The following is a 26335-nucleotide window of genomic DNA, read 5'->3' as shown; positions in this document are numbered from 1 at the left end:
TATAGATGCACACAAAAAGCAAAAAGCTACTTCACTAAGAGAAGTAGCTTCCTTTATCATATGCCCATTTTGATCCATCTCGTTTTAGAAAAGCGAAGTATAATCGCATTTATGATCATGATTGAAACTAAATATAAAATAATGTATAACATATCATGATTCCCAAGTGTCATGTTATCAGATTGCAATACTCTTTCGATTCGGGGATACATCGTATTACCTGCCTCAAATGGAGCAATAAAACCAAACACTTTGTTGCTTACAGCAACTAAAATAACAGAAGTCATCCAATAAACGATACTTACACCTATGCTAATTAATATATTCGGACATAGCATGCTGATCGTACCAATGATGAAAATATACTGCAGTATAACTGCTGAAAATAAAAACAGTAATAATGTGAAATGCGAAAAATCCTGGTACATCAACGAAATGATTAGCAGGCCTAGCGCGATAAACGCAAAAGATTCCAAAAATAAAACAGCTATCTTCTTATAAAAGAAGGTATAGATGTTGTCCCCTATTAATTTGTAAAAGAGAATATTTTTGTTTGAATACTCTCTATTAATAAAGAAAGCTATAACAAATGAAAATAACATCAAACCAAACTGGGTCGCAACGGTATAGGAGCTAAAGAAAAACATCTCAGGTGTAACATGGCTGACTTTATCGATTCCAACAAGCAAAAAATACCCCAGTAAAAATAAAAACGCGAACATTGCTCCTAAAATAATGAAAACTTTGTTGCTCATACTTTTTTTAAACTCTAATTTCATCTTAAGCCCCCACTGTTTTATTACTCATTTATATACACTTCAATTAATTGATCCACTGAATGATACTGCTGGATTTCTTGGTGATGAAATATAAAATAATCCCCTTTTATCGCCTTTAAATCAGACAGATCGTGTGTAATATTAATGATCATCTTCTCTGGGTTCTCCTGAATATAATTGTTTAAGAAGCCATGAATCTCTATAACTGTTTTTTTGTCTAACGAATTCGTTATTTCATCTAGAACAATAATATGTTTATCCTCTAGTAAGAAGCTAAGCAGTTTTAATTTTTGCTTTTGCCCATCACTCAAATTCTTAATAAGAACTTTACCGTCGATATTATCAAGATTAAGTAAATGTGCAATCTTATTTATCTTCTCTGAATCGAACTTTTCGCTTAAAAATTGTAATAAAAAGTCCTTAGAAACATCATGAGGTATATTCGACGAGCTAGATATTAAAGATACATTTTGACGAATATCTCTGCCAATTCGTTTGCTATTATTCAACAAAAAGTCTTTAGCAAGCTGTGATTTGCCGACCCCATTTTTTCCGACAACATGATTGATTTTCCCACTCGAAAAATGTAAGTCAGTGTCCTGAAGTAACGTTTTGCCTTTCACTTTTAATGTATAATTCGCTATGTTCATATGCATACTCCTAGGAAATATTTACATAAAGAAAGAGACACTTCTATTTTGTTAATTGGTTACTACTGTTTTCATTTTGAGGTACCTCTTTCGTCTCCGATTCGGCACTTGAAGAAATGTTTTTTCGATGATTGATTTGGAGATCTTTTACTCTAGTCTACAATATATAATATCCAATGTACAACGGAATTTACCGCAAGGCCAACTCCTATAATTTGAATAGTAAGGACTAGCCAATGGTTTGTTTTAAAGCGACTATATTCGTCTAAGCTGAGAAAAGCCAAAAGAATTTTGTAGCCATCAGAATTCAATATTGGAACTAAGTTCCACAGTAAAGTAGATGAGAATAGCATAAATGCCATCGTTAAAGGTTCACTGGAAATTGTAAAATGATTTATTAATTCTAGAATATTAATGATAAAATAATTGATAAACAAGCCGAATAAATGAACGATTATCTTTTCATTTCTGGATAGCATGTAGGTTTCATTCAATTGGACATAAAAAGCAGGGAACACATAAAAATTCAGTTTAAATCCAACTTTATCAAAGTTTTTCCCAAAAAATTTTAAAGAATAAACATGTCCCAGTTCATGAAGCACTATATTCATTATAAAGTAAATAGCTATAATTATCCACATTCCCCATCCAAATATTACAGGGCTTAACTCATTTTGCAATTTTATCAAATGAATATAATTCAATATGAACATTATAGCCGTAAAAGATAAGAACAGATAAAAGAACTTTGACGACACTTTCTCTTTATAAGTCTTAAAATATGATAATTGTTCATCTGTAAGAGAATCTAAGTTCTTCTTATAATAATCTCCACTTATTTTATCTTTTATAAAAACGTTATTTTGCACAATCACTTCATATTTCTCATCTTCATACTTCAAAATTTTCATAATAATATTTTTCCATGTGAGGATAAAAGTAGTTTATTTTTTCCGCGGAGTTAAATAGAGAACCACAAACACCACAAATTGAAGAAAATTCATAAGGGATATCAAATTCTTCTATTTTATTGTTTTCTTTTAAAATATCCAAGAACCATTTGAACCCTTCTTTCCTAAGAATAAATAACAGCAAATTGGAACTTAATTTTTCCACTGTTCTTTTGAAATTCTGATTATATTCTTCTCTTAAGGTTATTTTTGTTTCAAAAATAGCGGGGGAACAACACGGATAAATCTCTCCGTCATGATGATATACAATCTCATATCCGGGACAATATAAGGAATCCTCATCATCAAGATTGTAAAACTTATGTATATTTTCTTGTCTAATCCTAGTTCTGGCAGCACCAACAGATATCATTGGAAATTTTGTAATCTTTACACCTAAGATTGAATCACCTAACTCTTCCAAAATATGGTTGGACATCTTATCTTTAGTAACTGCCATATTAAGAGAAATATCGATATCAGGGTATTTCCTGCTATGTTCTAATATGTTTTTAATACTGGACGATTTGACAAAAGGAGCATGGTACTCATCATAACTTATAGTTAAGGCTACGACATTTAACAAATTCATATCATAAAAGTATTCTTGAACCCTTTTCCTGCTGACACCCCAAAACCCATTAGAAATCAACGTTATTTGTTTTTCATATGGTTTAATGATTTCCATTAGTTCTTTTAAAAAAGTATAATCTAAAAAAATCTCCCCACCTGTAAAAGAAATTACTTGAATGGTTTTATTTTTTGCAAATTCAGTAACTAAGTCTCTTATATAATCCTTTTCCATCTTAATTGTAGAAGTTGGCGAACTAGAAAAACAACAATGATCACAAGACGCATTACACTTAGAATCTAAATTGATTGATACTGTTTTATCATACATGATTAACCCCCCAAAAATGGTAAAGGAGAGTTAAACTCTCCTTTATGCCCCCTAATTAATGACCACTTCCAAGAATCCAACGATTTTCTTTTGATTTCACAAAGTACCAAAGGTCATTCACTTTTGCTAACTTCTGTGATTCGTCTAGTAGACCCTTAAACTCTAAGTTTTTTACAGGCTCATTGTTTGTGTTTTCCTTTTTCATAATATCCCCTCCTTCTCTACTAATATAACCCAATTATTCCATATAGTCCAATATGAGTCAACACATTAGACTAAAAATTCAGAACAATTTTTCTAATTCTAGGATATATCACTCACTCGCCTTCGATATTGATTCACTGCTACCTTTATCATATAGATTAAAAGTCATAGTTCACTTCCGAATCAAAACACACTAATAGACTACAATAGGTAAACAGATCTTCAAAAATACAGAAACAAAAGCAACAATTGCTCCCACTCTTAGTTAATCTAAACAAATGATTGTTACCACTATATGAATTGAAAACAAGAATAAGGAGCTAGCTTGTCCCTTTCAGCCTATCCCCCGACCAAATATCTCTCCTCATGGATGCTGTTGTTGACGGTTTTTAGGCTCTCTTCCTTTCTCATTTCCCTTCGTTTTCATTGTCTCTAAAAGGCGTTATGCGGTACTATCATATAAAGGTCCAATGATGAAAAAGAATGTCACACTTTTAAATTCACCTTATCATGCAAAAGCTTATCAATAGGGACAGCTTTATTCTATAAAGGGGATGGACGATTTTGGAAAGCAAATACTTAGATCTACTCGCGCAAAAATACGATTGTGAAGAAAAAGTTGTAACGGAAATCATTAATTTGAAAGCGATTCTGAACCTGCCAAAAGGCACCGAGCATTTTGTCAGTGATTTGCACGGGGAATATCAGGCCTTCCAGCACGTGCTGCGGAATGGTTCAGGACGAGTAAAAGAAAAAATTCGCGATATTTTCAGCGGTGTCATTTACGATAGAGAAATTGATGAATTAGCAGCATTGGTCTATTATCCGGAAGACAAGCTGAAGTTAATCAAACATGACTTTGATGCGAAAGAAGCATTAAACGAGTGGTATAAAGAAACGATTAACCGAATGATTAAGCTCGTTTCTTATTGCTCCTCCAAGTATACCCGCTCCAAACTGCGCAAAGCACTGCCTGCCCAGTTTGCTTATATTACGGAGGAGTTGCTGTACAAAACAGAAGAAGCCGCCAACAAGGAGCGATATTACTCTGAAATCATAGATCAGATTATTGAACTTGGCCAGGCGGATAAGCTGATCACCGGCCTTGCTTACAGCGTTCAGCGACTAGTGGTCGACCATCTGCATGTTGTCGGCGATATTTACGATCGCGGTCCGCAGCCGGATCGGATTATGGAAGAACTGATCAACTATCATTCTGTCGATATTCAGTGGGGCAATCACGATGTGCTGTGGATCGGCGCCTACGCCGGTTCGAAAGTATGCCTGGCCAACATTATCCGTATCTGTGCCCGTTATGACAACTTGGATATTATTGAAGACGTGTACGGCATCAACCTGAGACCGCTGCTGAACCTGGCCGAAAAGTATTATGACGATAATCCAGCGTTCCGTCCAAAAGCAGACGAAAACAGGCCAGAGGCCGAGATAAAGCAAATAACAAAAATCCATCAAGCGATTGCGATGATCCAATTCAAGCTTGAGAGCCCGATTATTAAGAGACGGCCGAACTTTAATATGGAAGAACGCTTGTTACTAGAGAAAATTGATTATGATAAAAATGAAATCACACTGCACGGGAAAACATATCAACTGGAAAACACCTGCTTTGCGACGATTAACCCGGAACAGCCTGATGAGCTATTAGAGGAAGAAGCAGAAGTCATGGACAAGCTGCTATTCTCCGTTCAGCATTCTGAAAAGCTGGGCCGCCATATGAAGTTTATGATGAAAAAAGGCAGCCTTTATTTAAAATATAACGGCAACCTGTTAATTCACGGCTGTATTCCTGTCGATGAAAACGGCAATATGGAAACAATGATGATTGAGGGCAAAGCCTATGCGGGACGCGAGCTGCTCGATGTATTTGAGCGATTCTTACGGGAAGCGTTTGCCCACCCGGACAAAACCGATGACCTGGCCACAGATATGGTCTGGTATTTATGGACAGGCGAATCCTCCTCTCTCTTCGGAAAACGTGCCATGACGACATTTGAGCGCTATTTCATGAAAGAGAAGGAAACGCATAAAGAGAAGAAAAACCCGTATTACTATTTACGTGAAGACGAGGCAACCTGCCGAAACATCCTGGCAGAATTCGGCCTCAATCCAGATAACGGCCATATCATCAACGGCCATACACCCGTAAAAGAAATCGAGGGAGAAGACCCAATCAAAGCCAACGGAAAAATGATCGTCATCGACGGCGGCTTCTCCAAAGCCTACCAATCCACAACAGGCATCGCCGGCTACACGCTGCTATACAACTCCTACGGCATGCAGCTCGTCGCCCATAAACACTTCAACTCCAAGGCAGAAGTCCTAAGCACCGGAACCGACGTCTTAACGGTGAAGCGATTAGTGGACAAAGAGCTTGAGCGGAAGAAAGTGAAGGAAACCAATGTCGGTGAGGAACTGCTGCAGGAAGTTGCGATTTTGGAGAGTTTGCGGGAGTATCGGTATATGAAGTGAGGTATACGGGGTTCAGAGATTATTCTCTGGGCTCTTTTTTTGGTTTTCCATTATCTCATTTAGCACTGTAAATTACAATTTTCTGCAACGTTTTAATTCATAAATGCGTAAATAAAATGCCAATACAAATATAGAGTGTGCTATTTTGTATGAACAAAAAATGAAAAATGAAATGATTTGCTATCAAACAAACCCCCAAGAAGATTACCATGAAGTTTACTTATTAACATGAAAAAGAAGGGCATGGGAGCCGGAAATGATTTAAAGGGCAGAGGGCATTTCTTTTTTAAGAACACATGAACTAAATAATCACTATCAGTTAAATTTCTATTGATCTCCTCTAACTTTAGTAAAGTGAATTGCATTGTGCGCATCCAATTGATACAAAGAATTATAAATAAAAGGAGAGAGCCTGACAGTAAAAACCAAGCTCTTTCTAAAATTAATATTAAAATACCGAGAGTTATTATAGAACGTTCTCTCTTAGCATGTATCCAGCTACTGATCCTTTCTCCACTAAAAAGTTTAATATTACGAGAACTTCTTGTTTTAGTTTTGTTTCTCTTTTTATTCTTTCCCGATTCTTATAAATATAACTTTTTACCAAGTTTTCTAAATGATAAGTAGTATTCTCTTCTAATTTCGCTGCCCATATATTATTGTTTTCAATTAAGAGTTTGGAAATCCAAGTGATCCCATTATTCAGGTACTTTTGCCCAACTCCATTTAGTAATTTTGCTATTGAATATAAAACAGATGGAGATTCCCCCATTCTTCTCGCAACCTTACTTAAAAATCTTTTATTATTATCTTTAAACGCATGCCATTCAGATACATCTTCATTCCATGGTATCGAAGCAAAGAGATAACTTTTAATGATTTTTTGATTATAATAACTTTCACCTTTTGACAACTGGGCGACTTTGTCATAAAACAAGTCCCATACTAGCCAAAAGTTATCATAAGTTCTTAGTATATCTTCTGCCAAGATGAATTCTTCAAATAAATCTGCCATAGGTTCATTGTTATTAAAGCTTTCAATAAACGGTTGTAGAAACAAAGAAACATCATCCCTATGTGATGTTAAAACAATCCTAGAGAATTTCCTTAAGAAATCATGGCTCACTTCGTAATCAACTATATCTTCTCTATCATTCGATAATAATTTTTCTGCAAAAGCAGTTATAATATGTTGAGTAATTATTTTATGAGATTCATCATAATTATTTAATGGAATTAATTGAAAAGCTGTTCTTAAGATACATAAGTTTATATTTTTTATATATTTTATTTCATCTAAAGTAATTGAATTTGTTATGACCCTCTCTATATCTTTTTCATACTCTCTTATGAATGTCTCGATTAACTCATTCTCATATAGCTTATATTTATTTTGCTTAGGGTGTTCTTGTCTCATACTCTCTCGCATTTCATCATATTTTGGCTTTAAGTATAGGAACCCAAGGAGTAGAGATTGTGCATCATCATAACTAATGTCCCACAAATTATTTAAGATTGTCTCAGCTGAGTAATCGGAAAATTTTTTATACATTCCTATTGAATGGGAATCGAACAAAGTTAATAACAGAATGCCTTTTATATATTCTTTTTCTTCAGGAAACTTCTCTAATATAAGGGGCAATACTGATATCGCCGCTTCAACACCATCCCATATCTGATACATATAATTCGGTCTGAAAGATGAAGATGCAAATGTTAAAATTAAATCTTTACAAAGTTCCTTTTCAGATTTTGAAAGTTCCTCAAAATAATCCCGTACTAAAACAGTGCAAACATGAGCAGGAATCGCCTTATTAGAAAGTTGAAATTCAACATCACTCTTTTTTAATTTTTCAAGAATTTGCTTAACTTCCTTCAACGCCTGTTTTGGATTCTCTTCATATTTAGTATACTCTTTGTACTTCTCATCATTTTTGACTTTATAGTCAGCCCACAGTTTTAATGAAAGGTATTTCATTGCTTCAGAACTCTCTTGGAGAGCTACTTCACTATACTCCTTTAAGCCAGGATCGACTTCTGGATTAAGATTTATCTGCAATCCTTCATCGACTTCTTCAAAAGTAGGATTCATTTTTCTCCTGTCCATTCGAGCAAGAAAAAGTCTCCATGTTTTAAAGTCTTCCCCAGAATCGTCTGTACTTTCCCTATAATACTGATCAAATAGCCCATATAGCCTTTTGCCTTTTTTCTGCTTCCTCATCAGTTACAGCTTCACCCTTAAATAATTGATACATTAGAGCGAGATTCTCAAGTGTTTTTTTTCTATGGCTGTCATTACACGATTTAATTCTCTCATCTTTATAAATTTTATTTTTAGGTATCAATCCAGCTCCAATCAAGTACTGACTTTTTGCATAGTGTTCAAGTATCATTCTCCTGCTGTCATAAAAAAAGAATTCTTTTGTTTGAAATAAAACCTTAGCAATATTAAAAGTTTTTTCGGGGTAGGCTAAAACTACACTTACCACTATTGCTGTCAATGAAGAAGAATTTGAGTTTTTGATTAAGTATAAAAGGTTACTTTCAAGTATTTTAGAGTCAGTATTTTTTGCTGTTTCAAGAAGGAACTTTTCTAACGCCATATGAATGGATTGAAAAACATTAGGTGAAACTTGAGTTCCCCTATATGTGTTCCAAAGTCTGGTACTTATATATTGTTTTACTACATGGGAGTCGGTAACAACTTCTACTTCTTTAACTTCAGATTTATCTAAATCTGAGTTTACATAGCATTCAACTGTTTTATTTATAAACCTTAGCAAGAAATCAACGGTTTCTTTAAGTGAATATTTAAGCAACCAATAAATAGGTGTTTGAAATGCACTTGGAGGGTAATAATCCCTCTGATTCTCATCAATACAGAAATCACCTTCGACGCCAACACTATAATGAAACGGATGACGTTTTTCCTGTGGATTGAACCAGTATAAATCTGCTAGGCTTAATACATAATTAGGAAGTGACTTAAGAATCTCCTGATTTTCGCCCACTTTCGATAAAATAGCATTTACTAAATTATAATAAGGATCTCTATAATTCCTCCACTCATTTTTAATTACTTTATCAAAAATGGTAGTAAGTTCCTCCTTTATTTCGGCAGCTCCATATAAAATTGTTTGAATAAGTTTCTCCTCAATACCTTCTCCTCTTGAAAGGTAAATGTCTTCCTTAACGATTACTTGGTAATATTCTAAGGCAATTAAAGCTGATAACTTTGTCGTTTCGCCGCTTTTAAATTTATTATTCCATTCATTTATTATCGGCAATATAAAGTTAAGTTTTTCTACCTCAATTTTGTCTTTATTTTTGTAAATTAGTTTAATTATACTTTCCCATCCTTTTCCTTTTGGTTTGGTGAATATATACTGCATATAAGAGATAGAGTATTTATCTAATCCTACTCCTTTTAAATAATCTTCATCTACTTCTTTACATGCTATTCTTAATAAAAATGTTGCTCTATTTAATAGTTTTTGGTTATTCTCATGTAACTTTTCCTCAAATAAATTAATAAAGTGATCCGAGTAAGACGACAGTAATACTGATACCAAAACTTCATCCTTCCAGAAATAGGGAATGTTTTCATCCTCAATGACTTCTTCTATAAAATTCTCAATGGAATCATCCTCGGTTAAGAGCTTATCAGACACCCATTTTCTGAAACTTCGCCGAATAGGCAGAGATTCCCCAATTTTCTTCAAGAATTCATGGTGATTTTCTTGCCTAATAAATTCAGATTCAATAATTTTTTCCAAAGCCCACTCTTCGTAAATATCATGGGTAATAAAGTATCCTGCTGTTTCATATCCCAAGATACCATCGTGCACTAAGGAATTAATTGTCGATTCATTACAATTAGGAGAAACAAAAAATTGACCTTCACTTGCTCTTTGAAATGCAATCTTCATAAAACATTGCTCTCTGGTTGGCTTTGATTTTTTTATTAACTTATTCCATAGTTTCTCTTTAAAGTTTTGATAATTAATAACTTCGTCATTATTATAAAACTTTAAATATTCGTTTAAATAAAATGGGTTTCTGAGTAACTCCAACAGCCTCGTATCGGTTGGTAAGTTAAAATTATTAATTTGAGAGCAGCCTATCAGTTCTTCCTCGCTCAGAGTTTCAATATAAAATTTGATGGGTTTAACTTGATATTGGTCAATAAATTGCATGTCCAAATCAGACAAGTAATTACTTCTCGCTGTAAATATAAATTTCCATTCATTTTTTATTAAAACAGAGACAAATTCTTTGAATGGGTCTGTGTTTTCTAAATCTAACAACTTTTCCGCCGAGTCAATTACGACTAACTTTTTCTCTTCCTCTTTGTGAGCTTCAATAAAACCCTGCAAACTATATCCGCCAAACAAATTATTTACATCATTTATTTCGAACTCACTTGCCTTAAAAATATAAAAAGGGGTATTTGTATTTTGATCTTCATATAGCCTTTTGATAACCGCTGTTTTTCCAATTCCACCTGCACCAGTTAACATCAATACTTGTTCTTTTTCGATTTCACTTATTATCCTTTCAAGAAGGGCGTTTCTATTTATTTCTATCTTTCTCCCATGGAAGTTTATGGATGTTTGTATATCCTTTAAGATAGACTCGGCATGGGTTTGTTTTTCCGATAAGAGTTGAACAATACTCTTTTCAAAACTAAAGAAATGTTGAATGATTAAACCATTTTTTATGGTAACAAAGGGTGACTCAAAGAAACTTGCAGTCCTCCATTCAATTTGGATATCAATCTCCTTAGCCTTACTTTCAATATCAACTTTTGCTTGGGGATCATTTTGTTCAGGATTTTCAGGATTATGACTTTGCCCCCATTCTTGATTTGTATAAAAAATAATTTTTGTTAAATCTGAATAGTCTCTTTTGCTTTTAATTAAGGTTTTAATTAGTTCGCCTTTATGATCCGACAAAGTTGTTTCATAAAATTTGGCTTGCCATCCTATAACTTCTTCATCTACATCAACTGGATTTGTCTCAATCCCAGATTGATTCTTATACCTAAAAATACCAAATTCTTTTCCAAACTCTTCGCAAAATAAAAGGTAACATAACCATTCAAAGTTATTCTGTGGGTTCTCACTAAATTTCGCTTTAAAGATATTCCAATCTGGTTTAATCATAAATACACTCCTTTCTTGTGTTATGAAACCTTCTCAACCTTTTATACAAATTAAACATTACACTTCATAAAAAAATCACTTATTTAAAGACTAACCCTATTCTGAAAAGATTTATGTAATTAAAGGTTCCTAATCATTTGATACTTTTATGGGTGATTACATTTTACTTATTAGGAACGAATGTCAACCTAATTTCTCAGCTAGAATTATGGAAATATAATTCCTAATTTAGAAATATTCTTTTTAACTTATTTGCTAAAAAACCTCATTCACTTATGATAAGGCTCCCCACGATTAATCCGAAAAGCCCGATAAATCTGCTCGACTAGTATGAGACGCATCAACTGATGAGGAAACGTCATTTTCGAAAACGACAGCTTTTCATCTGCTCGCTTCATCACTGCGTCACTCAATCCGAGTGATCCGCCGATGACGAAGGTGACTTTGCTTTTTCCATAAGTAGCCAGCTTATCTATTGTATCGGCTAGTTCTTCGGATGTTTTCATTTTTCCTTCGATGGCGAGGGCGATGACGTGGGCGTCGGGGCTGATTTTTGATAGGATGCGGTCGCCTTCTTTGTCTTTTATGATTTTCATGTCCTGGTCGCTTAGGTTTTCCGGCGCTTTTTCGTCCGGGAGTTCGATGATGTCGATTTTTGCGTAGGCCGATAGTCGTTTTGTGTATTCTTCAATGCCTTGCTTGAGGTATTTTTCTTTTAGTTTTCCGATTGTCACAATATTGATATTCACAGGTCATCCCCACTTTAGAAACAAGTTATTCATATATGTTGTCCACAATTGTGGATATCTTTTCTGTATTTTGTGTAAGATCATTCGTTCCCCACTATATATACTGCGGGGTCTTCACATAATTCACAGGCTGTGGATAAACTGTTAGTATGTTCGATTTTTCTGATTTCGGGCGGCAGCTCGTGGTCGTCTATGTACATATCCAGCACGGTTTCGATGTGTTCTTCACAGGAATAATACGTTTGTTTCATGTTCAAATCCTCCGATGGTTTCTTGCGTTTTTGCAAATATTCTCTTCCCAATATAACCTATTTATTCACATGTTAGTAGTGCTTCGGGCTGAGTTTTATCCACAATTCAACAAACAAGCTGTTGATGACTCTATCTCGCTCGTATGTTAGGTTGGATGTAAACGATGGTTGGGGAGGTCTGCGTTTGCGCTTCAAATGGGTTTGGCTTTTTGTGATCATGCTGTTGCTTGCTGAGTGTCAGTCGTCTTATTGGGTGTTAGAGAAGGACCGGATTGATGAGGTTCCAGACATTAAAAGTTACGTGAAAGATCTTCAAATGCATGATGACGTAAAAGGATATCAAGTCTTTACCATTTCAGAAGGCAAAAAAATGGTTGTGGTGTCTCTCGGAAGCAACGATAAGGCTAAAAAGCTTGAGATGTCAGACGTTAAATTCTCGCCTAAAGAAACGATTGTAACTGTGACGCGAAAACCCGCTCCCAAGGCAAATGAGAAAAACCCTTATATTCTGATTGGACTGGACAAAATCGAAGGGGATTTAATCGTACAAGACGAATCAGGAGATCGCTTTGAAGAGACAGATGACCAGCAATAAAGCCGGCGTTCCGAGAACGTCCGGCTTTTTCTCTTATTTCAGCGTTCCATGCGGGTCGATGACGAATTTTTTGGCTGCGCCTTTGTCGAAGTCGCTGTAGCCTTTTGGCGCGTCATCCAGAGAGATAACGGTGGCGTTGACAGCTTTTGCGATTTGCGCTCTGCCGCTCAGGATTGCTTTCATCAAATTGCGGTTGTATGTCATGGCAGGTGTTTGTCCGGTGACGAAGGTGTGGGCTTTGGCCCAGCCAAGTCCGAAGCGGATTTTTAATGAGCCTGTTTTGGCGTCCGCATCCTTTGCACCGGGATCCTCGGTCACGTATAAGCCTGGAATGCCAAGGCTTCCGCCGACCTGGGTGACGTCCATGATCGAGTTCAGTACGGCGGCTGGCGCTTCTCCTTGGCTGCCGTGTCCAGATGCTTCAAAGCCGACACAGTCCACGGCGGCATCAACGGTCGGTTCGCCTAGTATTTGTTCAATTTGCTCGCCGAGGCGGTCGTGTTTTTGCACGTTGACCGTTTCACAGCCGAAGCTTCTCGCCTGTGCCAGTCTGTCTTCGTTCAGATCACCGACAATCACCGTCGAAGCGCCAAGAAGCTGGGCGGAGTGTGCGGCGGCTAAGCCGACAGGTCCCGCTCCAGCGATATAAACGGTTGAACCTGTTTGCACGCCCGCTGTGTACGCCCCGTGGAAGCCGGTCGGAAAAATGTCGGATAGCATCGTCAAATCGAGAATCTTTTCTAACGCCTGTTCTTTATCCGGGAACACCAATAGCTGAAAATCGGCGTACGGCACCATGACGTATTCCGACTGGCCGCCGACCCAGCCGCCCATATCGACATAGCCGTAAGCCGATCCTGGCCGTTCCGGATTGACATTCAGGCACACATGCGTTTTCTGCGTTTTGCACATCACACAGCGTCCGCAGGCAATATTGAAAGGAACGGATACGATATCTCCTTTTTTGATAAATTCAACATCACGCCCCGTTTCAATGACTTCTCCCGTAATTTCATGCCCGAGCACCAAGCCTTCAGGCGCCGTCGTGCGCCCCCGCACCATGTGCTGGTCGCTTCCGCAAATGTTGGTGGTAAGCACCTTCAAAATCACCCCGTGCTCACATTTTCGGTTCACATTCGCCTTCGGAACACCGGGCCCGTCCTTCAAGACTAACTCCGGATAACCGATATCCTCCACCGCTACAGATCCTTTGCCTTTGTACACAACCGCTTTGTTTCCAGTCAACGCCATTCCTCCCATTCATGGTTTTGGACTTTGCGCCCTAGCACATGACTTCGGTTCGTCATGACCCTTTCCCTTTTTCACGACTGTTTTTTCTGCATCTTAATAACAATAAAAATGCCAAGCCAGCAGCCGACAATGGTTCCGACGATGTCCAACCAGCCCGCTTTCCCTCCATTCAGCAGGAACACAGTAACCGCCGAAGTCAAACCAATAATCGCTGCTTGCATAATGACACGTTTGGTGCCCATTTGATCCCTCCTTTACAAATCACTGCGAAATTGATTCAACAAAAAAAGAGACTTCACCCAGTCTCTTCATAAACAGCGATCAGTTAAAACATTTCCTGAGAAATAATGTGACAACACTGGTCGCTAACGCAATTGCAGTATAAAGCACAACCCAAAACATGAATGAACTGTTGCCAGCGGCTAACGTAAACAACTAGATCAAACTCCCGATAAGGACGATAAGAGGCGCTACCCAAAATCTCTTGAATAAAAAATGACCCGCTATACCAAATACACCTGCGATGATTGGAAAACCAAAAACGATAAATAACACAGCGATGGCTCCCATACTAACCTCCTAGCCCTTACAACCCCTTCATCACTTCAAAATCATACAGCTTCAAATGACTCTTCGGCGTCACGACATCCTTTACCTTCTTCATCTCCTTTTCTTTCACTTTTTTTCCGGTTTTCAGGCTGTATTGTTCAATATATGCAGGCTGGTTATAAGTGTATGTGAAGAAATAGAGACTGCCGCCTTTTCGGGTGATTTCTTTGAAATCGGCTTTCATTTTTTCCGGTGAAAGGGCGAAGGCAATGGTTGATTTTCCTGTCTTTGCGTCGATTTTGTATACCTTTCCGAAGCCGTCAATGAAGTACAGGTATCCACCATGAGAGAAAAAGCTGTTTTTAAAGCTGAAGGGCATGGAGCTGTATATCGTTTGTTCGTCATTTTTGTATTCGGCGATGTCGTGCATCTCTATTTTTCCGCTTTTCTTGTTGATTTTGACCATTTGATAAAGATTACGAGCCTTTTGGCCGCGAATCATGACATAAACCGCTTGATCGTCCACAGCAAGCTGGGATTCGATTGAGGCTCCTTCCCGATACTGCCATTCCGTTATCGTGTGATAGGCGAGCTTCTGTTGATCGGCTTGAATCTGGAGGAGCTGATAGCCTTTTTCGTCAGCTGTCGGGACAAGTGTGTAGATGGTGCCGTCATGAAAACCGGAGGCGCGGATGTAATGGGGGATGACGTCTTTTTTCCACTCTCCGTCCATCTGGCGGTACAGCTCTGAGCGGTATCCGTCTCCCTTTTTGTCATAGCCGGAGTTGTAGAGCGTGTAAAAACCGTCCGTTTGTTGTAAAAAGCCCGCACTGTCACCGGTATGCTGATAGGCTCTTTTATGGGAGCGCAGGCCGTTTTTGATCGTGTAAATCGTGTTTTTATCCTCCAGCATCACACTGTCTCCGTGAACCTTGGCTGAGCCCAGCTCAAGACCCTTCATCTTAAAAGAAGACAGCGACCCGTCTTGGCTGATAAACAGGGCGTAGCTTTTCCCGCCGCCGTATGCATCTTGATCCGCAGAGGTTGAGAGATACAGCAGGACTTCTTTGTCATCGAGAAAATCAGGATCTCGGAGCTCCTGCTGACTCACAGCTTTATGGCTTTTGAGAGGAGAAACGAAGACAAATAGTGCGATCCCTGCGAGAATCAGCATGGCAATAGCGATCATCCACTTCCTCATATCCTTCTCCTTAGTAAATGGTCATGATGGTCGACGTATAGGAAGAGTCAGTGATGTCGCGCGGATATACGCCTAAGCCTCCGTTGCCGTCTATATCAATGCCTGCTTTCAGCAAAAAGGCGGACCATAGGAGCTTTGAACAGTTTTTGGCGCCGTCATGGCCGGTATTTCTGTTATTGACGAAGTTAAATGAGTATGGGTCACCGACTCTAGATACCGCCCAGTCGGCAGCGGATGTTTTCTGTGAAGAAGTGACATTGACTGTCTGTACGATGGAGTTGTTTTCCACGTCTCTGGCATTGTAAGCGATCTGCCTCACGCCGTCGCTCGGGACAGATTCAACAATTTTGTCAGCGGCGGAATACATGCCGACGTGGCCGTGATTGTAGTAGGCTGTGTAGGAGTTGGTGTAGTAGATATTCCCTTTCGCGCTTGTCGGAAGTTTTTTCGTGCCGGACGAGCCGCCCATGATAGACATGCCATTTTCCTTGGCGAGCCTGTCGCCTTCTGCCTTATCAGCTGTGATTTCCTCATAGAACTGTTTCAGAATGACGTCTTGCTTGACGTGCTGCTGTTTGGCAATCTGGCTGGCGGACTTCATGATTTCTTCCGGCGTCGTGCCTGGCTGCAGTGCGGCGATTTCTTCTGCATAGTTTGTGGTTTTTACGGCTTTGGCGGGAGAAACAAACAATCCGCCGCACATTGCAAGCGCTACCATAAATATTGACATCCTTGTCTTGAACTTCAATTACATCTCCTCTTTTCTTGTGAATGTAAGGAAGGTGATTTCCTTCACCCATATTATATTAGGAACATAAGGAAAGGAACTAGGTTATTTACAGAATGTTTAGAAATCATTTACAGAAGGCTGTCCACAAAAAAAGGCCGGATAAAGGCCCTTTTCTTACAGCTTCTTACTCATCACCACGTCCGTTTCTTGAAATCCGGTTCGCTCATATAACTTCCGCGCCGCCTGGTTGTGGGCAAAGACGTGGAGGGACAGCTTCCGGATTCCCATACTGCGTGCTTGCTGGTCTAATGCCGCCAATGCTTGCTTTGCATAGCCCTTGCCTCTGTATGGTTCATATAACCCGAAATCGTAAATAAACGCTTCCTGCTGCGGGTGCTCCGGTTCAGCATGGACCCAGAGCCAGCCGACGATTTCCTTTTCATTCAGCGTGAGGCTCCACAAATGATGATGGGGGGTTTCCAGCCCTTTCGGAAGCAGATTGGAAAAGGCCTGCCTAGACAAAAGCTGTGCGTCTTCAGGCTGCCATGTTCCCGCCTTAACCTTCTCTTCCGCGTAATGCTTGGTCGTGTACGTGAGATAAGACCGAAATTCTTCTGTCTGCATGGGAGTCAGCATCATTGTCATATCATCTCTCCTTTATTTATTGACTAGAGGATTTTACATAAAATAGAAAGAGGTGTTACTATCAGAATAAGCAACTGAGATTGATAAGTCACGAGAGAAGGGAGTTTCACATGAATAAAATTGCACCTGCAGAAATCGCTAATATGCTCAACGATTGGTACCTTGCAATCAAGAAACATGAAGTGGAAGAGTCCGCCCGTTTGTTTGAAGAAGTGAAGCCTTTATTGGATGACATGGAAGAGGATCAGGAGGTGCTTGCCTACTTCTCCTTATTGGAACTGCGCCACAAGGTATTGCTTCACGAGGCGAGAGGACAGGGCTTCCAGCATGAGGAGCCTTCTCATATGAATGCTACGTCAGACATGCTGAAATATTACTTTTTTCTGTTTGAAGGCATGTACGAAGCCTATAAAAATAATTACGATATCGCCATTGGGCTTTATAAAGAGGCCGAGCAGTATCTTGGCAACATTCCCGATCCGATTGAAAAAGCCGAGTTTCACCTGAAGGTCGGTAAGCTCTATTACAAACTGGGTCAAAATATTGTGTCCCTCAATCATACACGGCAAGCGGTCAAAACATTTAGGGAAGAGACCGATTATAAAAAGAAACTCGCCTCGGCGCTGATCACGATGTCAGGCAATTGCACCGAGATGAACCAGTTTGAAGAAGCTGAAACATATTTGGACGAAGCGATCCGGATCACGAGAGAATTAGAGGATCATTTTTTTGAAGCCCAGCTTTTGCATAACTTCGGACTTCTTCATGCGCAAAGCGGCAAATCAGAAGAAGCGGTCTCCAAATTAGAAGAGGCCCTGCAACACGAAGAATTTGCCCGCTCCGCCTATTACTATTATTCTGTCTATCTACTGATACGAGAACTGTTTAAGAGTCAAAAGAAAGAACAGGCTTTATCTTATTACCAAGATGTGAAGGAAAAATTGGCTATCGAGCCGAATAGAATATGTGAGGCAAAAATAGATATTTTATATGCCATTTATGCAGAAGGAGGTCATGCGGAAACGTTTCACTTATGCAAACAACATATGGATGAATTGGTGTCCGAGAAAGAGTATGACAGTGTAAGAGAACTTTCCATTTTGGCTGGCGAAAAGTATAAAGAGCATGAGCTTTATAAAGAAGCTGCCCACTTTTTTTATGAGGCATTACAAATTGAAGAACTCATTAAACGAACGGAGGTTATATAAATGAAAAAATGTCTGATTGGTGTAGGCGTCGCAGCGGTGATTTTATCAGGATGGTTTATTGCAGACCACCAAACTCATTCACAGGAGATGAAAGTCGCTGAGAAAATGATTGGATAAATCAAAAACCCCCGCGGGATGCGGGGGTTTTCTCATGTCTACAGCAGCTTCTTCCCTAGCAGAGATTCTACGAGCTCTACCGCTGTTTGGCCAGTCTTGTTTTCATGATCAAGAATCGGGTTGACCTCGACGAATTCAGCTGAGGTGATGATGCCTGCGTCATACAGCATTTCCATCGCCAAATGGCTCTCACGGTAGCTGATGCCGCCGATGACGGGGGTTCCGACACCCGGTGCGTCGTTCGGATCAAGCCCGTCCAGATCAAGGCTGAGATGGACGCCGTCACATGCTGATAAATAATCAAGGGTTTCTTCGATCACCTTTGTCATGCCGAGACGGTCGATTTCGTGCATCGTGTACACCTTCATGCCGCTTTCCCTAATATACTTGCGCTCCCCTTCATCAAGTGACCGGGCGCCGATGATGACGACGTTTTCCGGTTTGATTTTAGGCGCGTAGCCTTCAAGGTTCACCAGTGACTCGTGGCCGATGCCGAGGCTGACGGCAAGCGGCATGCCGTGAATATTGCCTGATGGTGATGTTTCAAGCGTATTCAGATCTCCGTGCGCGTCATACCAGATGACGCCGAGATGATCGTAATGCTTCGCTGTGCCTGCCAGCGTGCCGATCGCAATACTGTGGTCGCCGCCGAGGACAAGCGGGAATTTTTTCTCTTCGATGACTTTGTTGACCTTTTGCGCGAGTTTTTCATTTCCCGCCAAAACGGAATTCAGGTTCTTTAATTCCTCGTCATTTTTGATCTTTTCGCGGTTGATCGGAATGTCACCGAGATCTTCAACCGTATACCCCATGTCTGAAAGCCTCTCAATCAGATGGGCGTACCGGATGGCACTCGGGCCCATGTCCACTCCGCGTCGTGCTTGTCCTAAATCCATTGGCATTCCAATAACCGAAATCGTTTTATCCATCTGTGATTCCACCTCAACATATAAGATAATGTCCTATGCGGGTTATAACAAAGATGACTTGCGGACAATGTGTTTAAAGCTCTAGCTGACGATTTGCCTGCTGGCGTTTTTTAATGACGACATGATAAACGATGTAGCAAATGATCATAAACGGTATGCCGCAATACAGCGCGATACGCTGCTCCGGATCAAACGCAAGGCTGATGAGAACGACCGTATTTAATGTCAGGCCGATCAGCGGAAGCACCGGATAAAGCGGTGTTTTGAATTTCAGATCTTCCTTCTTGCCGCCCTCGCGGATATATTTGCGTCTGAACATGATTTGAGAGAGCGTAATCGTGATCCAGCCGACCTGGGCGCTCATGCCCGCCAAAGATAGAAGCACCATATACACGGTTTCAGCCGCCGCCACTTTCGATAGAAGCGATAGGCAGGCCACAGCCATCGTTACGATTAACGCATTCAGCGGCACACCTCGTTTGTTTGTTTTGCCCAGCGCTTTGAAGGCCTGTCCTTCATTCGCCATCGCGTACAGGATACGTGTCGATGCGTATAAACCTGAATTCGCAACAGATAACAGCGCGATTAAAATAACAAAGTTCATGATATCAGCTGCATACGGAATTCCGATTTGTTCAAATACCGCAACAAACGGACTTTTCACAACACCCGCCTGTTCCCACGGTATCATGCCGGCAATGACAATAATGGAAAGAACAAAGAAGACAAGCGTTCTCCAAACTGTCTGTTTGATAGACCGCGGAATCGTTTTTTCAGGGTCTTCACTTTCTCCTGCTGCAACCCCGATCAGCTCAGTTCCCTGGAACGCGAAGTTCACGGTAATCATCGTTATCAATATTGCCTTAATACCGTTCGGGAATAACCCGTCTTCATAAAAATGCGTAAAAAACGGCGCCTGCTCTCCGCCCTTCAAATCGATCAGGCCAAACATGGCGGCTCCGCCGAGAATAATAAATAAAAGGATAACCAAAATTTTAATGCCTGAAAACCAGAATTCAGATTCTGCAAAGGCTTTTGCTGTTATCGCATTTAGGATAAACATCAGTGCCGCGAATACCAGACACCATATCCATACGTCTACGTGCGGAAACCAGCGAAGCATCAGCTGTCCCGCTGATAAGAATTCAATAGCGCATGTAACCGCCCAGCCGAGCCAGTACAGCCAGCCGAACGCAAACCCGAAAGCCGGGCTGATGAATTTCGTCGCGTAGGTCTGGAAGGACCCCGACACAGGAAAGGCGACTGCCAGCTCCCCTAAGCAAAGCATTGTCAAAAACATGATAAAGCCGCCCACTAAATAGGACAGAACCGCGCCGAGCGGTCCCGCCTGGTTAATGGTAAATCCGGTTCCAAGGAAGAAACCGGTTCCGATCACTCCGCCCAATGAAATCATGAACAAGTGGCGTGATTTCATTGTCCGCTGGAGCTGATTTCCGTTATCTTGGTTTGTATTCACATTCTGCACCCCTTCAGCAACTTGTATTGGATCTAAGCTGGAACAACTACACGGTGCATATCCCAGTTTGCTGTCCAAAGAGTTTTTATCTATTTAATATAAAATTCACTTCTTCTCATAAAGATACATTATACTAAAATACTGTAGCTGAGCAAATAGGGAGTGCTAATTTTTCTGTTGTAAATTTATACAAACGAAGTGAATATCCCGCCATGATGCGGCGTTATGCGTTTTGAAGCACGTGCTTAATTTTCTCTATCGCCCAATCCAAATCCTTTTTCGAAATGATTAATGGCGGTGCAAAACGAATGACTGTATCATGCGTTTCCTTGCATAAAAGCCCTTCTTCCTTCAAACGCTCACAATACGGACGCGCGGCTTCCGTTAATTCCACACCGATAAACAGCCCTCTCCCGCGGACTTCTTTAATGACAGGATTGTCAATGCTCTCAAGCTCTCTTTTAAAGTATTCGCCAAGCTCAAGAGAACGTTCCGCGAGCTTTTCATCCTCCATCACTTCCAATGAGGCGATAGACACCGCACAGGCAAGCGGGTTTCCGCCAAATGTCGATCCGTGTGAACCCGGGTTAAATACGCCCAAAATCTCGCGGTCCGCCGCAATGCATGAAATCGGGAACACACCGCCGCCAAGCGCTTTGCCCAAGATATACATATCCGGAACAATGCCGTCCCAGTCACAGGCGAATATCTTGCCTGTACGCCCAAGACCCGTCTGAATCTCATCGGCAATAAACAGGACATTCTCTTCCTTACAAATCGCCGCTGCTTCCTGCAAAAACCCTTCAGGCGGAATCACGATACCCGCTTCGCCTTGAATCGGTTCAAACAAGAATGCCGCTGTATTCGGCGTAATGGCTTGACGAAGCGCTTCCGCATCGCCGTATGGGATTAATTTGATTCCCGGAAGCATCGGGCCGAATCCTCTTTTGTATTCGTCTTCAGAAGACAGAGAGACCGCCAGCATCGTCCGCCCGTGGAAGTTCCCGACACACGCGATGATTTCCGCTTGATTGTCTGCCACACCTTTCACTTCATATGCCCAGCGTCTCGCCGCTTTCACCGCGGATTCAACCGCTTCAGCTCCTGTATTCATCGGCAGGATCATTTCTTTGCCCGTCAGCTTAGCTGTTTTCTCGTAAAACGGTCCCAGCTGATCGTTGTGAAACGCGCGTGACGTGAGGGTGATTTTATCAGCCTGATCCTTCAATGCCTGAATAATTTTCGGGTGCCTGTGCCCCTGGTTTACCGCAGAATAGGCACTCAGCATATCCATATATTCATTGCCTTCCGGGTCCTTTACCCAAGCACCCAGCGCTTCAGAGATGACAATTGGGAGCGGATGATAATTATTGGCTCCGTAATGAGACGTCTGATCAATAATGTCTTTGGATTTAGATATAGATGGCATATTTGAATTCCCCCTTATTTTCTGTTTCAACATGATATCCTGCTTTCCCTTTATATAAATGCAAGTTCTGTGCCAAATCAAGATTTCGTGTGTTTTCTACAATTTTCGAGGACAAGGTGCAAAAATATTCAGTTTTTTAAGTGAAAATCTCAGCAAGTGCAAAATTCTTTTGCATATCCTCTGCATTCTTTTATAAAATAGAAGAAATATTAAGAAAATAATTGAGGGAGGTTTATACATTGGTCAAGGACAGCGAATTCCTCACATTGGTTTTTCAGAGCATACTGGATGAAATTGATGTTGGCCTGCACGTGGTGGACGAGCACGGAAACACGATCGTTTATAACAATAAAATGATGCAGATTGAAGATATGGAAAAGCATGACGTCCTGAATAAAAACCTGATGGATGTGTTTATGTTCTCTAAGCAGCAGGACAGCACCTTGGTACAGGCCCTTCAGGAAGGCAAAACGATTAAAAACGGCAAACAAAGCTACTTTAATAATAAAGGCCAGGAAATTACGACAATCAATCATACATATCCCATCGTCAAAGACGGCAAAATCAGGGGCGCAGTCGAAATTGCCAAAGATGTAACAAAGCTTGAACGGCTGATCAGGGAGAATATGAACAAAAAGGGCAGCACAACCTATACATTTGACAGCATTCTCGGCACCAGTCCGGCCATTCAAGACGTCATCGAAAACGCGAAACGGGCTACGCGCACATCTTCATCGGTTCTTCTCGCAGGAGAAACCGGAACGGGAAAAGAGCTGTTCGCACAAAGCATCCACAATGGCAGCGACCGTTCAGGCGGCCCGTTTATTTCACAAAACTGCGCGGCGCTGCCAGACAGTCTTGTGGAAAGCATTTTGTTCGGAACGAAAAAAGGCGCGTTTACCGGCGCTGTGGACCAGCCCGGCCTGTTCGAACAAGCCCATGGCGGCACGCTTCTGTTAGATGAGATCAACTCACTGAATCTCAGCCTTCAGGCAAAGCTGCTGCGCGCCCTTCAAGAACGGAAAATCAGGCGTATCGGTTCCACTAAGGATACGCCGATTGACGTGCGTATTATTGCGACGATGAATGAAGACCCCATTGATGCGATTGCGGGCGAACGAATGCGAAAGGACTTGTATTACAGGCTGAGCGTCGTGACGCTCATTATCCCGCCGCTTCGGGAACGAAAAGAGGATATTTTGCCTCTCGCATCCGAGTTTATTCAGAAAAACAACCACTTGTTCCAAATGAATGTGGAACATATCAGTGAAGACGTGAAGCAATTTTTCTTATCCTACGACTGGCCGGGAAATATTCGTGAGTTAGAGCATATGATTGAAGGCGCAATGAACTTCATGACGGACGAGCAAACCATCACAGCTTCCCACCTGCCCTATCAATACCGCATGAAAATCAAGCCGGCTGACAGCCCGGAACCGGAAATACCAAGACACCAGCCGGCCGCGGACTTAAAAGAAAAATTGGAGAGCTTCGAAAAATATGTGATTCAAAATGTGTTAAGAAAACACGGACATAACATCTCGCAGGCCGCTCAGGAGCTTGGCATAAGCAGACAAAGCCTTCAATACCGGCTGAAGAAATTTTCTCACCCGCCTGCCGAGTAACAGCCTGTTCCAGCGCAGGGAAGATGGCGCATATGCGCAAAGTTCACAATGTCAACAGCAATGGAAGATGAGTCGTCAAACATCACGTATGGACACAAACAAGCAGCCTAACACAGCATCTAAAAGCAGTAGGCTGAACAACTGCAAAGGTACAGCCATATCTTCTGCAATGAAGAAAGAAAATAGCATCTATGTATACCTCACACCCAGCAACCACCCGGAACAAACTATCACTTTCAATGCTGTTGTTTCACGTGTAACACCCATCTAGTATATATTCTTTTCAACTGAACGGGCCTGGACCTCGTTCAGTTTTTTTGCATAAAAAAGCAGTCTGGCCATTGTGCCAGACTGCTTTGATTACCTTCCTAGCTGATCTGCCGAGGAGAGCTTAATATCAACGGATTGTTCTTTAGCGCCGCGATAAAATGTCACCCTGACGCGGTCACCAACTTTTTTCTGGTAAAGGCTTTTGCGCAGATCAACAACATCATTTACTTTTTGGCCGTCAAATTCCGTGATGACATCCAGTTCCTTAAGCCCTGCTTTTCCAGCTGGTGAAAAGGCATCTACACCCATCACTACCGCGCCATTGGTGACATCCTTAGGAAGCTTTAATGTTTCATCCCAATGATAGCTTGCAATGTCGCTTAGCGATTTCATCTCGATGCCAAGGAACGGACGTTTAACTTCGCCGTATTTCTCCAGATCCTCTATCACCGGGATCACAAGCTTAGACGGAATGGACAGGCCAATTCCTTCAACCGCCGACTCCGCTATTTTCATTGAATTGATGCCAATGACTTTTCCGTCCATATTTAACAATGCGCCGCCGCTGTTTCCAGGGTTAATGGCCGCATCTGTTTGCATGACTTCTGCGTTCCAATCAGGCTGTCCATCACCGTTTGAATCCACCGGGATGGCCCTCTCCGTACCCGAGATGACACCTTGTGTGACAGAGCCTGCAAATTCAAGGCCTAATGGGTTCCCAATCGCGATAACCGGCTCCCCTGACTTCACTTTGTCTGAATTCCCGAAGTCAGCGACTGCTTTTATTTTATCGCTTTTCACTCGTAACACAGCAAGATCCATCAGCTGGTCGCTGCCAATCAGTTCAGCCGATACACGCGAACCGTCTTTCAAGCTGATTTCAATTTGGGAAGCGCCCTCGATCACATGATGGTTGGTCACGACATAAGCAGCGTTGTCATTTTTCTTATAGATGACGCCAGAGCCGCTCCCAGCCTCGCCGCTCTCTCCCCAAATATCTGATTTTTGGATGTTCACAACACCGACAACGGCGGGCGACACATTGCTGACAATCTTGGTGACTGCGTTGTTGACACTGACATTCACCGTCCTGATTGATTCCCGGTTATTGTTGTTCTGCTGCTGTTCTAAGGCGCCCGTATCGACCCCTTCATCTGAAAGGTACGGCATGAGAAACGCCATTAATACGGCACCCACAATCACGCCAATCAGACTAGAAAGGAAATATCCTTTTTTGCTTCGCTTTTGCTGTTCAGGAGCAGTATAGTCTTCCTCACGATCGTAATCCACCATATTCCACCCTTTCCAAGAACGTTAATATGGTTATATTGTGGGTTAGAAACTCCTATAATAGTCATGGTTTACATAAAAATTATACAGCGCAAAGCGGAGTAGCCTTCTTCGGATCGGTGTCAAACAAATCAAATGTCTCCCCCGTCACAAATCCTTTAGAAGCCAATGTCTGCTGCACAGACATTCTCGCCAGATCCTTCATGTTGTTGTCCTGGCTCAAATGCGCCAGATAAATGCGAGACGTCTCATCACCAATAACATCAGTCATTGCCAAGGCAGCATCTTCATTTGACACGTGCCCGACATCACTTAAAATCCGCCGCTTAATGCTCCATGGGTATCTTCCCATTTGCAGCATGCCGACATCGTGATTGCTTTCAAACACAAACACATTCGCTGAACGGATGATGCCTTTCATCCGGTCGCTGACATATCCCGTATCTGTCATTAATGCAAGCTTTCGGCCGTTATAATGGAACACATAAAACATAGGCTCCGCCGCGTCGTGCGAGACGCCAAACGACTCCACGTCAAGTCCGCCGAACGACTTCACCGTCTCCATCGGAAACACAAATTTCTGGTCGGTATCAATTTTGCCGATCTGGTTCTCCATTGCTTTCCACGTCTTCTCATTCGCATAAATCGGAAGCTTGTACTTTCTGGCGACCACGCCGAGGCCCTTAATATGGTCACTATGCTCATGCGTCACAAAAATGCCGTCTACATCATCCAGCTTACGCCCAATTTGCGCCATCAGCCCATCCATGGCTTTCCCGCTCAAACCGGCGTCTACCAAAAATGCGTGATCCTCCGTTTCAAGGTAAAACGCATTCCCCGTACTCCCGCTCGCAAGTACGCTAAATTGCAAGCTCATGTT

General features: G+C 41.2%; 24 protein-coding genes and 1 pseudogene. 5 read left to right on the top strand and 20 right to left on the bottom strand.

Translation table 11 applies throughout. The annotated features are described in order from the left end of the window. Positions 1-56 precede the first annotated feature (56 nt). The 5 genes from BV11031_RS19455 to BV11031_RS19435 form a co-directional block, all read right to left on the bottom strand. Entirely contained in the window at positions 57-779 is a 723-nt protein-coding gene (locus tag BV11031_RS19455; protein WP_100739593.1) for a YydJ family epipeptide exporter permease subunit, read from the bottom strand. A gap of 20 nt (positions 780-799) precedes the next feature. After that, positions 800-1429, bottom strand: coding sequence for a YydI family epipeptide exporter ATP-binding subunit (locus BV11031_RS19450; protein WP_129550881.1), 630 nt, complete (start codon positions 1427-1429; stop codon positions 800-802). A gap of 152 nt (positions 1430-1581) precedes the next feature. Beyond that, positions 1582-2340, bottom strand: a complete 759-nt coding sequence (locus BV11031_RS19445) for a zinc metalloprotease LiaK (RefSeq protein ID WP_100739596.1) — start codon at positions 2338-2340, stop codon at positions 1582-1584. Next, positions 2321-3280 carry a YydG family radical SAM peptide epimerase gene (locus tag BV11031_RS19440; RefSeq protein WP_129550880.1) on the bottom strand — a complete coding sequence of 320 codons (960 nt, stop codon included), beginning with the start codon at positions 3278-3280 and terminating at the stop codon, positions 2321-2323. Before BV11031_RS19440 ends, BV11031_RS19445 begins: the two co-directional genes overlap by 20 nt. 55 nt (positions 3281-3335) lie before the next feature. Beyond that, entirely contained in the window at positions 3336-3485 is a 150-nt protein-coding gene (locus BV11031_RS19435; protein WP_014115819.1) for an epipeptide YydF family RiPP, read from the bottom strand. Between the two features lie 563 nt (positions 3486-4048). Here BV11031_RS19435 and fbp point away from each other — a divergent pair. Continuing rightward, positions 4049-5974, top strand: coding sequence for a fructose-1,6-bisphosphatase (gene fbp / locus BV11031_RS19430; RefSeq protein ID WP_129550879.1), 1926 nt, complete (start codon positions 4049-4051; stop codon positions 5972-5974). Positions 5975-6440: 466 nt separating this feature from the next. On the opposite strand, the gene BV11031_RS22800 is transcribed toward fbp, so the two are convergent. The 4 genes from BV11031_RS22800 to BV11031_RS19415 form a co-directional block, all read right to left on the bottom strand. Then, positions 6441-8195, bottom strand: a complete 1755-nt coding sequence (locus tag BV11031_RS22800) for a hypothetical protein (RefSeq protein WP_197156063.1) — start codon at positions 8193-8195, stop codon at positions 6441-6443. Continuing rightward, the gene (locus BV11031_RS22795; RefSeq protein WP_197156065.1) at positions 8152-11139 is read right to left on the bottom strand and encodes an NACHT domain-containing protein; all 2988 of its coding nucleotides are present in this window, start codon (positions 11137-11139) and stop codon (positions 8152-8154) included. The genes BV11031_RS22800 and BV11031_RS22795 overlap by 44 nt, the downstream gene beginning before the upstream one ends. 269 nt (positions 11140-11408) lie before the next feature. After that, entirely contained in the window at positions 11409-11888 is a 480-nt protein-coding gene (gene rlmH / locus BV11031_RS19420; protein WP_003226975.1) for a 23S rRNA (pseudouridine(1915)-N(3))-methyltransferase RlmH, read from the bottom strand. Between the two features lie 80 nt (positions 11889-11968). Next, the gene (locus tag BV11031_RS19415) at positions 11969-12139 is read right to left on the bottom strand and encodes a CxxH/CxxC protein (protein ID WP_129550878.1); all 171 of its coding nucleotides are present in this window, start codon (positions 12137-12139) and stop codon (positions 11969-11971) included. Between the two features lie 184 nt (positions 12140-12323). Between BV11031_RS19415 and BV11031_RS19410 the strand changes: the two genes are divergently transcribed. Further along, positions 12324-12734, top strand: a complete 411-nt coding sequence (locus tag BV11031_RS19410; RefSeq protein ID WP_129550877.1) for a hypothetical protein — start codon at positions 12324-12326, stop codon at positions 12732-12734. A gap of 33 nt (positions 12735-12767) precedes the next feature. Here the strand turns inward: BV11031_RS19410 and fdhA are convergent, their stop codons facing one another. From fdhA to BV11031_RS19385, 6 genes and pseudogenes are all read right to left on the bottom strand, one after another. Beyond that, entirely contained in the window at positions 12768-13994 is a 1227-nt protein-coding gene (fdhA, locus tag BV11031_RS19405; protein WP_129550876.1) for a formaldehyde dehydrogenase, glutathione-independent, read from the bottom strand. Between the two features lie 62 nt (positions 13995-14056). Next, positions 14057-14227, bottom strand: a complete 171-nt coding sequence (locus BV11031_RS22705; protein ID WP_164998440.1) for a hypothetical protein — start codon at positions 14225-14227, stop codon at positions 14057-14059. A gap of 79 nt (positions 14228-14306) precedes the next feature. Continuing rightward, positions 14307-14555: pseudogene (locus BV11031_RS19400) on the bottom strand (DUF2651 family protein). Positions 14556-14571: 16 nt separating this feature from the next. Next, positions 14572-15735: a hypothetical protein gene (locus BV11031_RS19395; protein WP_129550875.1), complete on the bottom strand. Its 1164-nt coding sequence runs from the start codon at positions 15733-15735 to the stop codon at positions 14572-14574. A gap of 10 nt (positions 15736-15745) precedes the next feature. Next, the gene (locus tag BV11031_RS19390; protein ID WP_129550874.1) at positions 15746-16483 is read right to left on the bottom strand and encodes a YiiX/YebB-like N1pC/P60 family cysteine hydrolase; all 738 of its coding nucleotides are present in this window, start codon (positions 16481-16483) and stop codon (positions 15746-15748) included. A 156-nt stretch (positions 16484-16639) separates the two neighbouring features. After that, positions 16640-17110: a GNAT family N-acetyltransferase gene (locus BV11031_RS19385; RefSeq protein WP_129550873.1), complete on the bottom strand. Its 471-nt coding sequence runs from the start codon at positions 17108-17110 to the stop codon at positions 16640-16642. Positions 17111-17220: 110 nt separating this feature from the next. On the opposite strand from BV11031_RS19385, the gene rapG reads away from it, so the two are divergent. Beyond that, entirely contained in the window at positions 17221-18318 is a 1098-nt protein-coding gene (gene rapG / locus BV11031_RS19380; RefSeq protein WP_129550872.1) for a response regulator aspartate phosphatase RapG, read from the top strand. Then, positions 18319-18435: a Phr family secreted Rap phosphatase inhibitor gene (locus BV11031_RS19375; protein WP_039074919.1), complete on the top strand. Its 117-nt coding sequence runs from the start codon at positions 18319-18321 to the stop codon at positions 18433-18435. It begins immediately after the preceding gene. Between the two features lie 38 nt (positions 18436-18473). On the opposite strand, the gene rocF is transcribed toward BV11031_RS19375, so the two are convergent. From rocF to rocD, 3 genes are all read right to left on the bottom strand, one after another. Next, positions 18474-19364, bottom strand: coding sequence for an arginase (rocF, locus tag BV11031_RS19370; RefSeq protein WP_087993685.1), 891 nt, complete (start codon positions 19362-19364; stop codon positions 18474-18476). Positions 19365-19437: 73 nt separating this feature from the next. Continuing rightward, positions 19438-20841 carry an amino acid permease gene (locus BV11031_RS19365; RefSeq protein ID WP_129550871.1) on the bottom strand — a complete coding sequence of 468 codons (1404 nt, stop codon included), beginning with the start codon at positions 20839-20841 and terminating at the stop codon, positions 19438-19440. A 223-nt stretch (positions 20842-21064) separates the two neighbouring features. After that, on the bottom strand, positions 21065-22270 hold the full coding sequence (rocD, locus tag BV11031_RS19360; protein WP_129550870.1) for an ornithine aminotransferase: 1206 nt from the start codon (positions 22268-22270) through the stop codon (positions 21065-21067). A 239-nt stretch (positions 22271-22509) separates the two neighbouring features. Between rocD and rocR the strand changes: the two genes are divergently transcribed. Then, a complete protein-coding gene (gene rocR, locus BV11031_RS19355; RefSeq protein WP_129550869.1) occupies positions 22510-23895 on the top strand; it encodes an arginine utilization regulatory protein RocR in 1386 nt (461 codons plus the stop codon). 360 nt (positions 23896-24255) lie between these two features. Here rocR and BV11031_RS19350 read toward each other — a convergent pair whose 3' ends face one another. Beyond that, positions 24256-25458: a S1C family serine protease gene (locus BV11031_RS19350; protein ID WP_129550868.1), complete on the bottom strand. Its 1203-nt coding sequence runs from the start codon at positions 25456-25458 to the stop codon at positions 24256-24258. Between the two features lie 79 nt (positions 25459-25537). Then, the gene (locus tag BV11031_RS19345; protein ID WP_039074913.1) at positions 25538-26332 is read right to left on the bottom strand and encodes an MBL fold metallo-hydrolase; all 795 of its coding nucleotides are present in this window, start codon (positions 26330-26332) and stop codon (positions 25538-25540) included. Between the last annotated feature and the right edge of the window lie 3 nt (positions 26333-26335).

This window comes from Bacillus vallismortis (assembly GCF_004116955.1).
Classification (GTDB): Bacteria; Bacillota; Bacilli; order Bacillales; family Bacillaceae; genus Bacillus; species Bacillus vallismortis.
The sequence above is the reverse complement of the archived record's forward strand: the minus strand, read 5'-3'. Positions and strand labels throughout refer to the sequence as shown.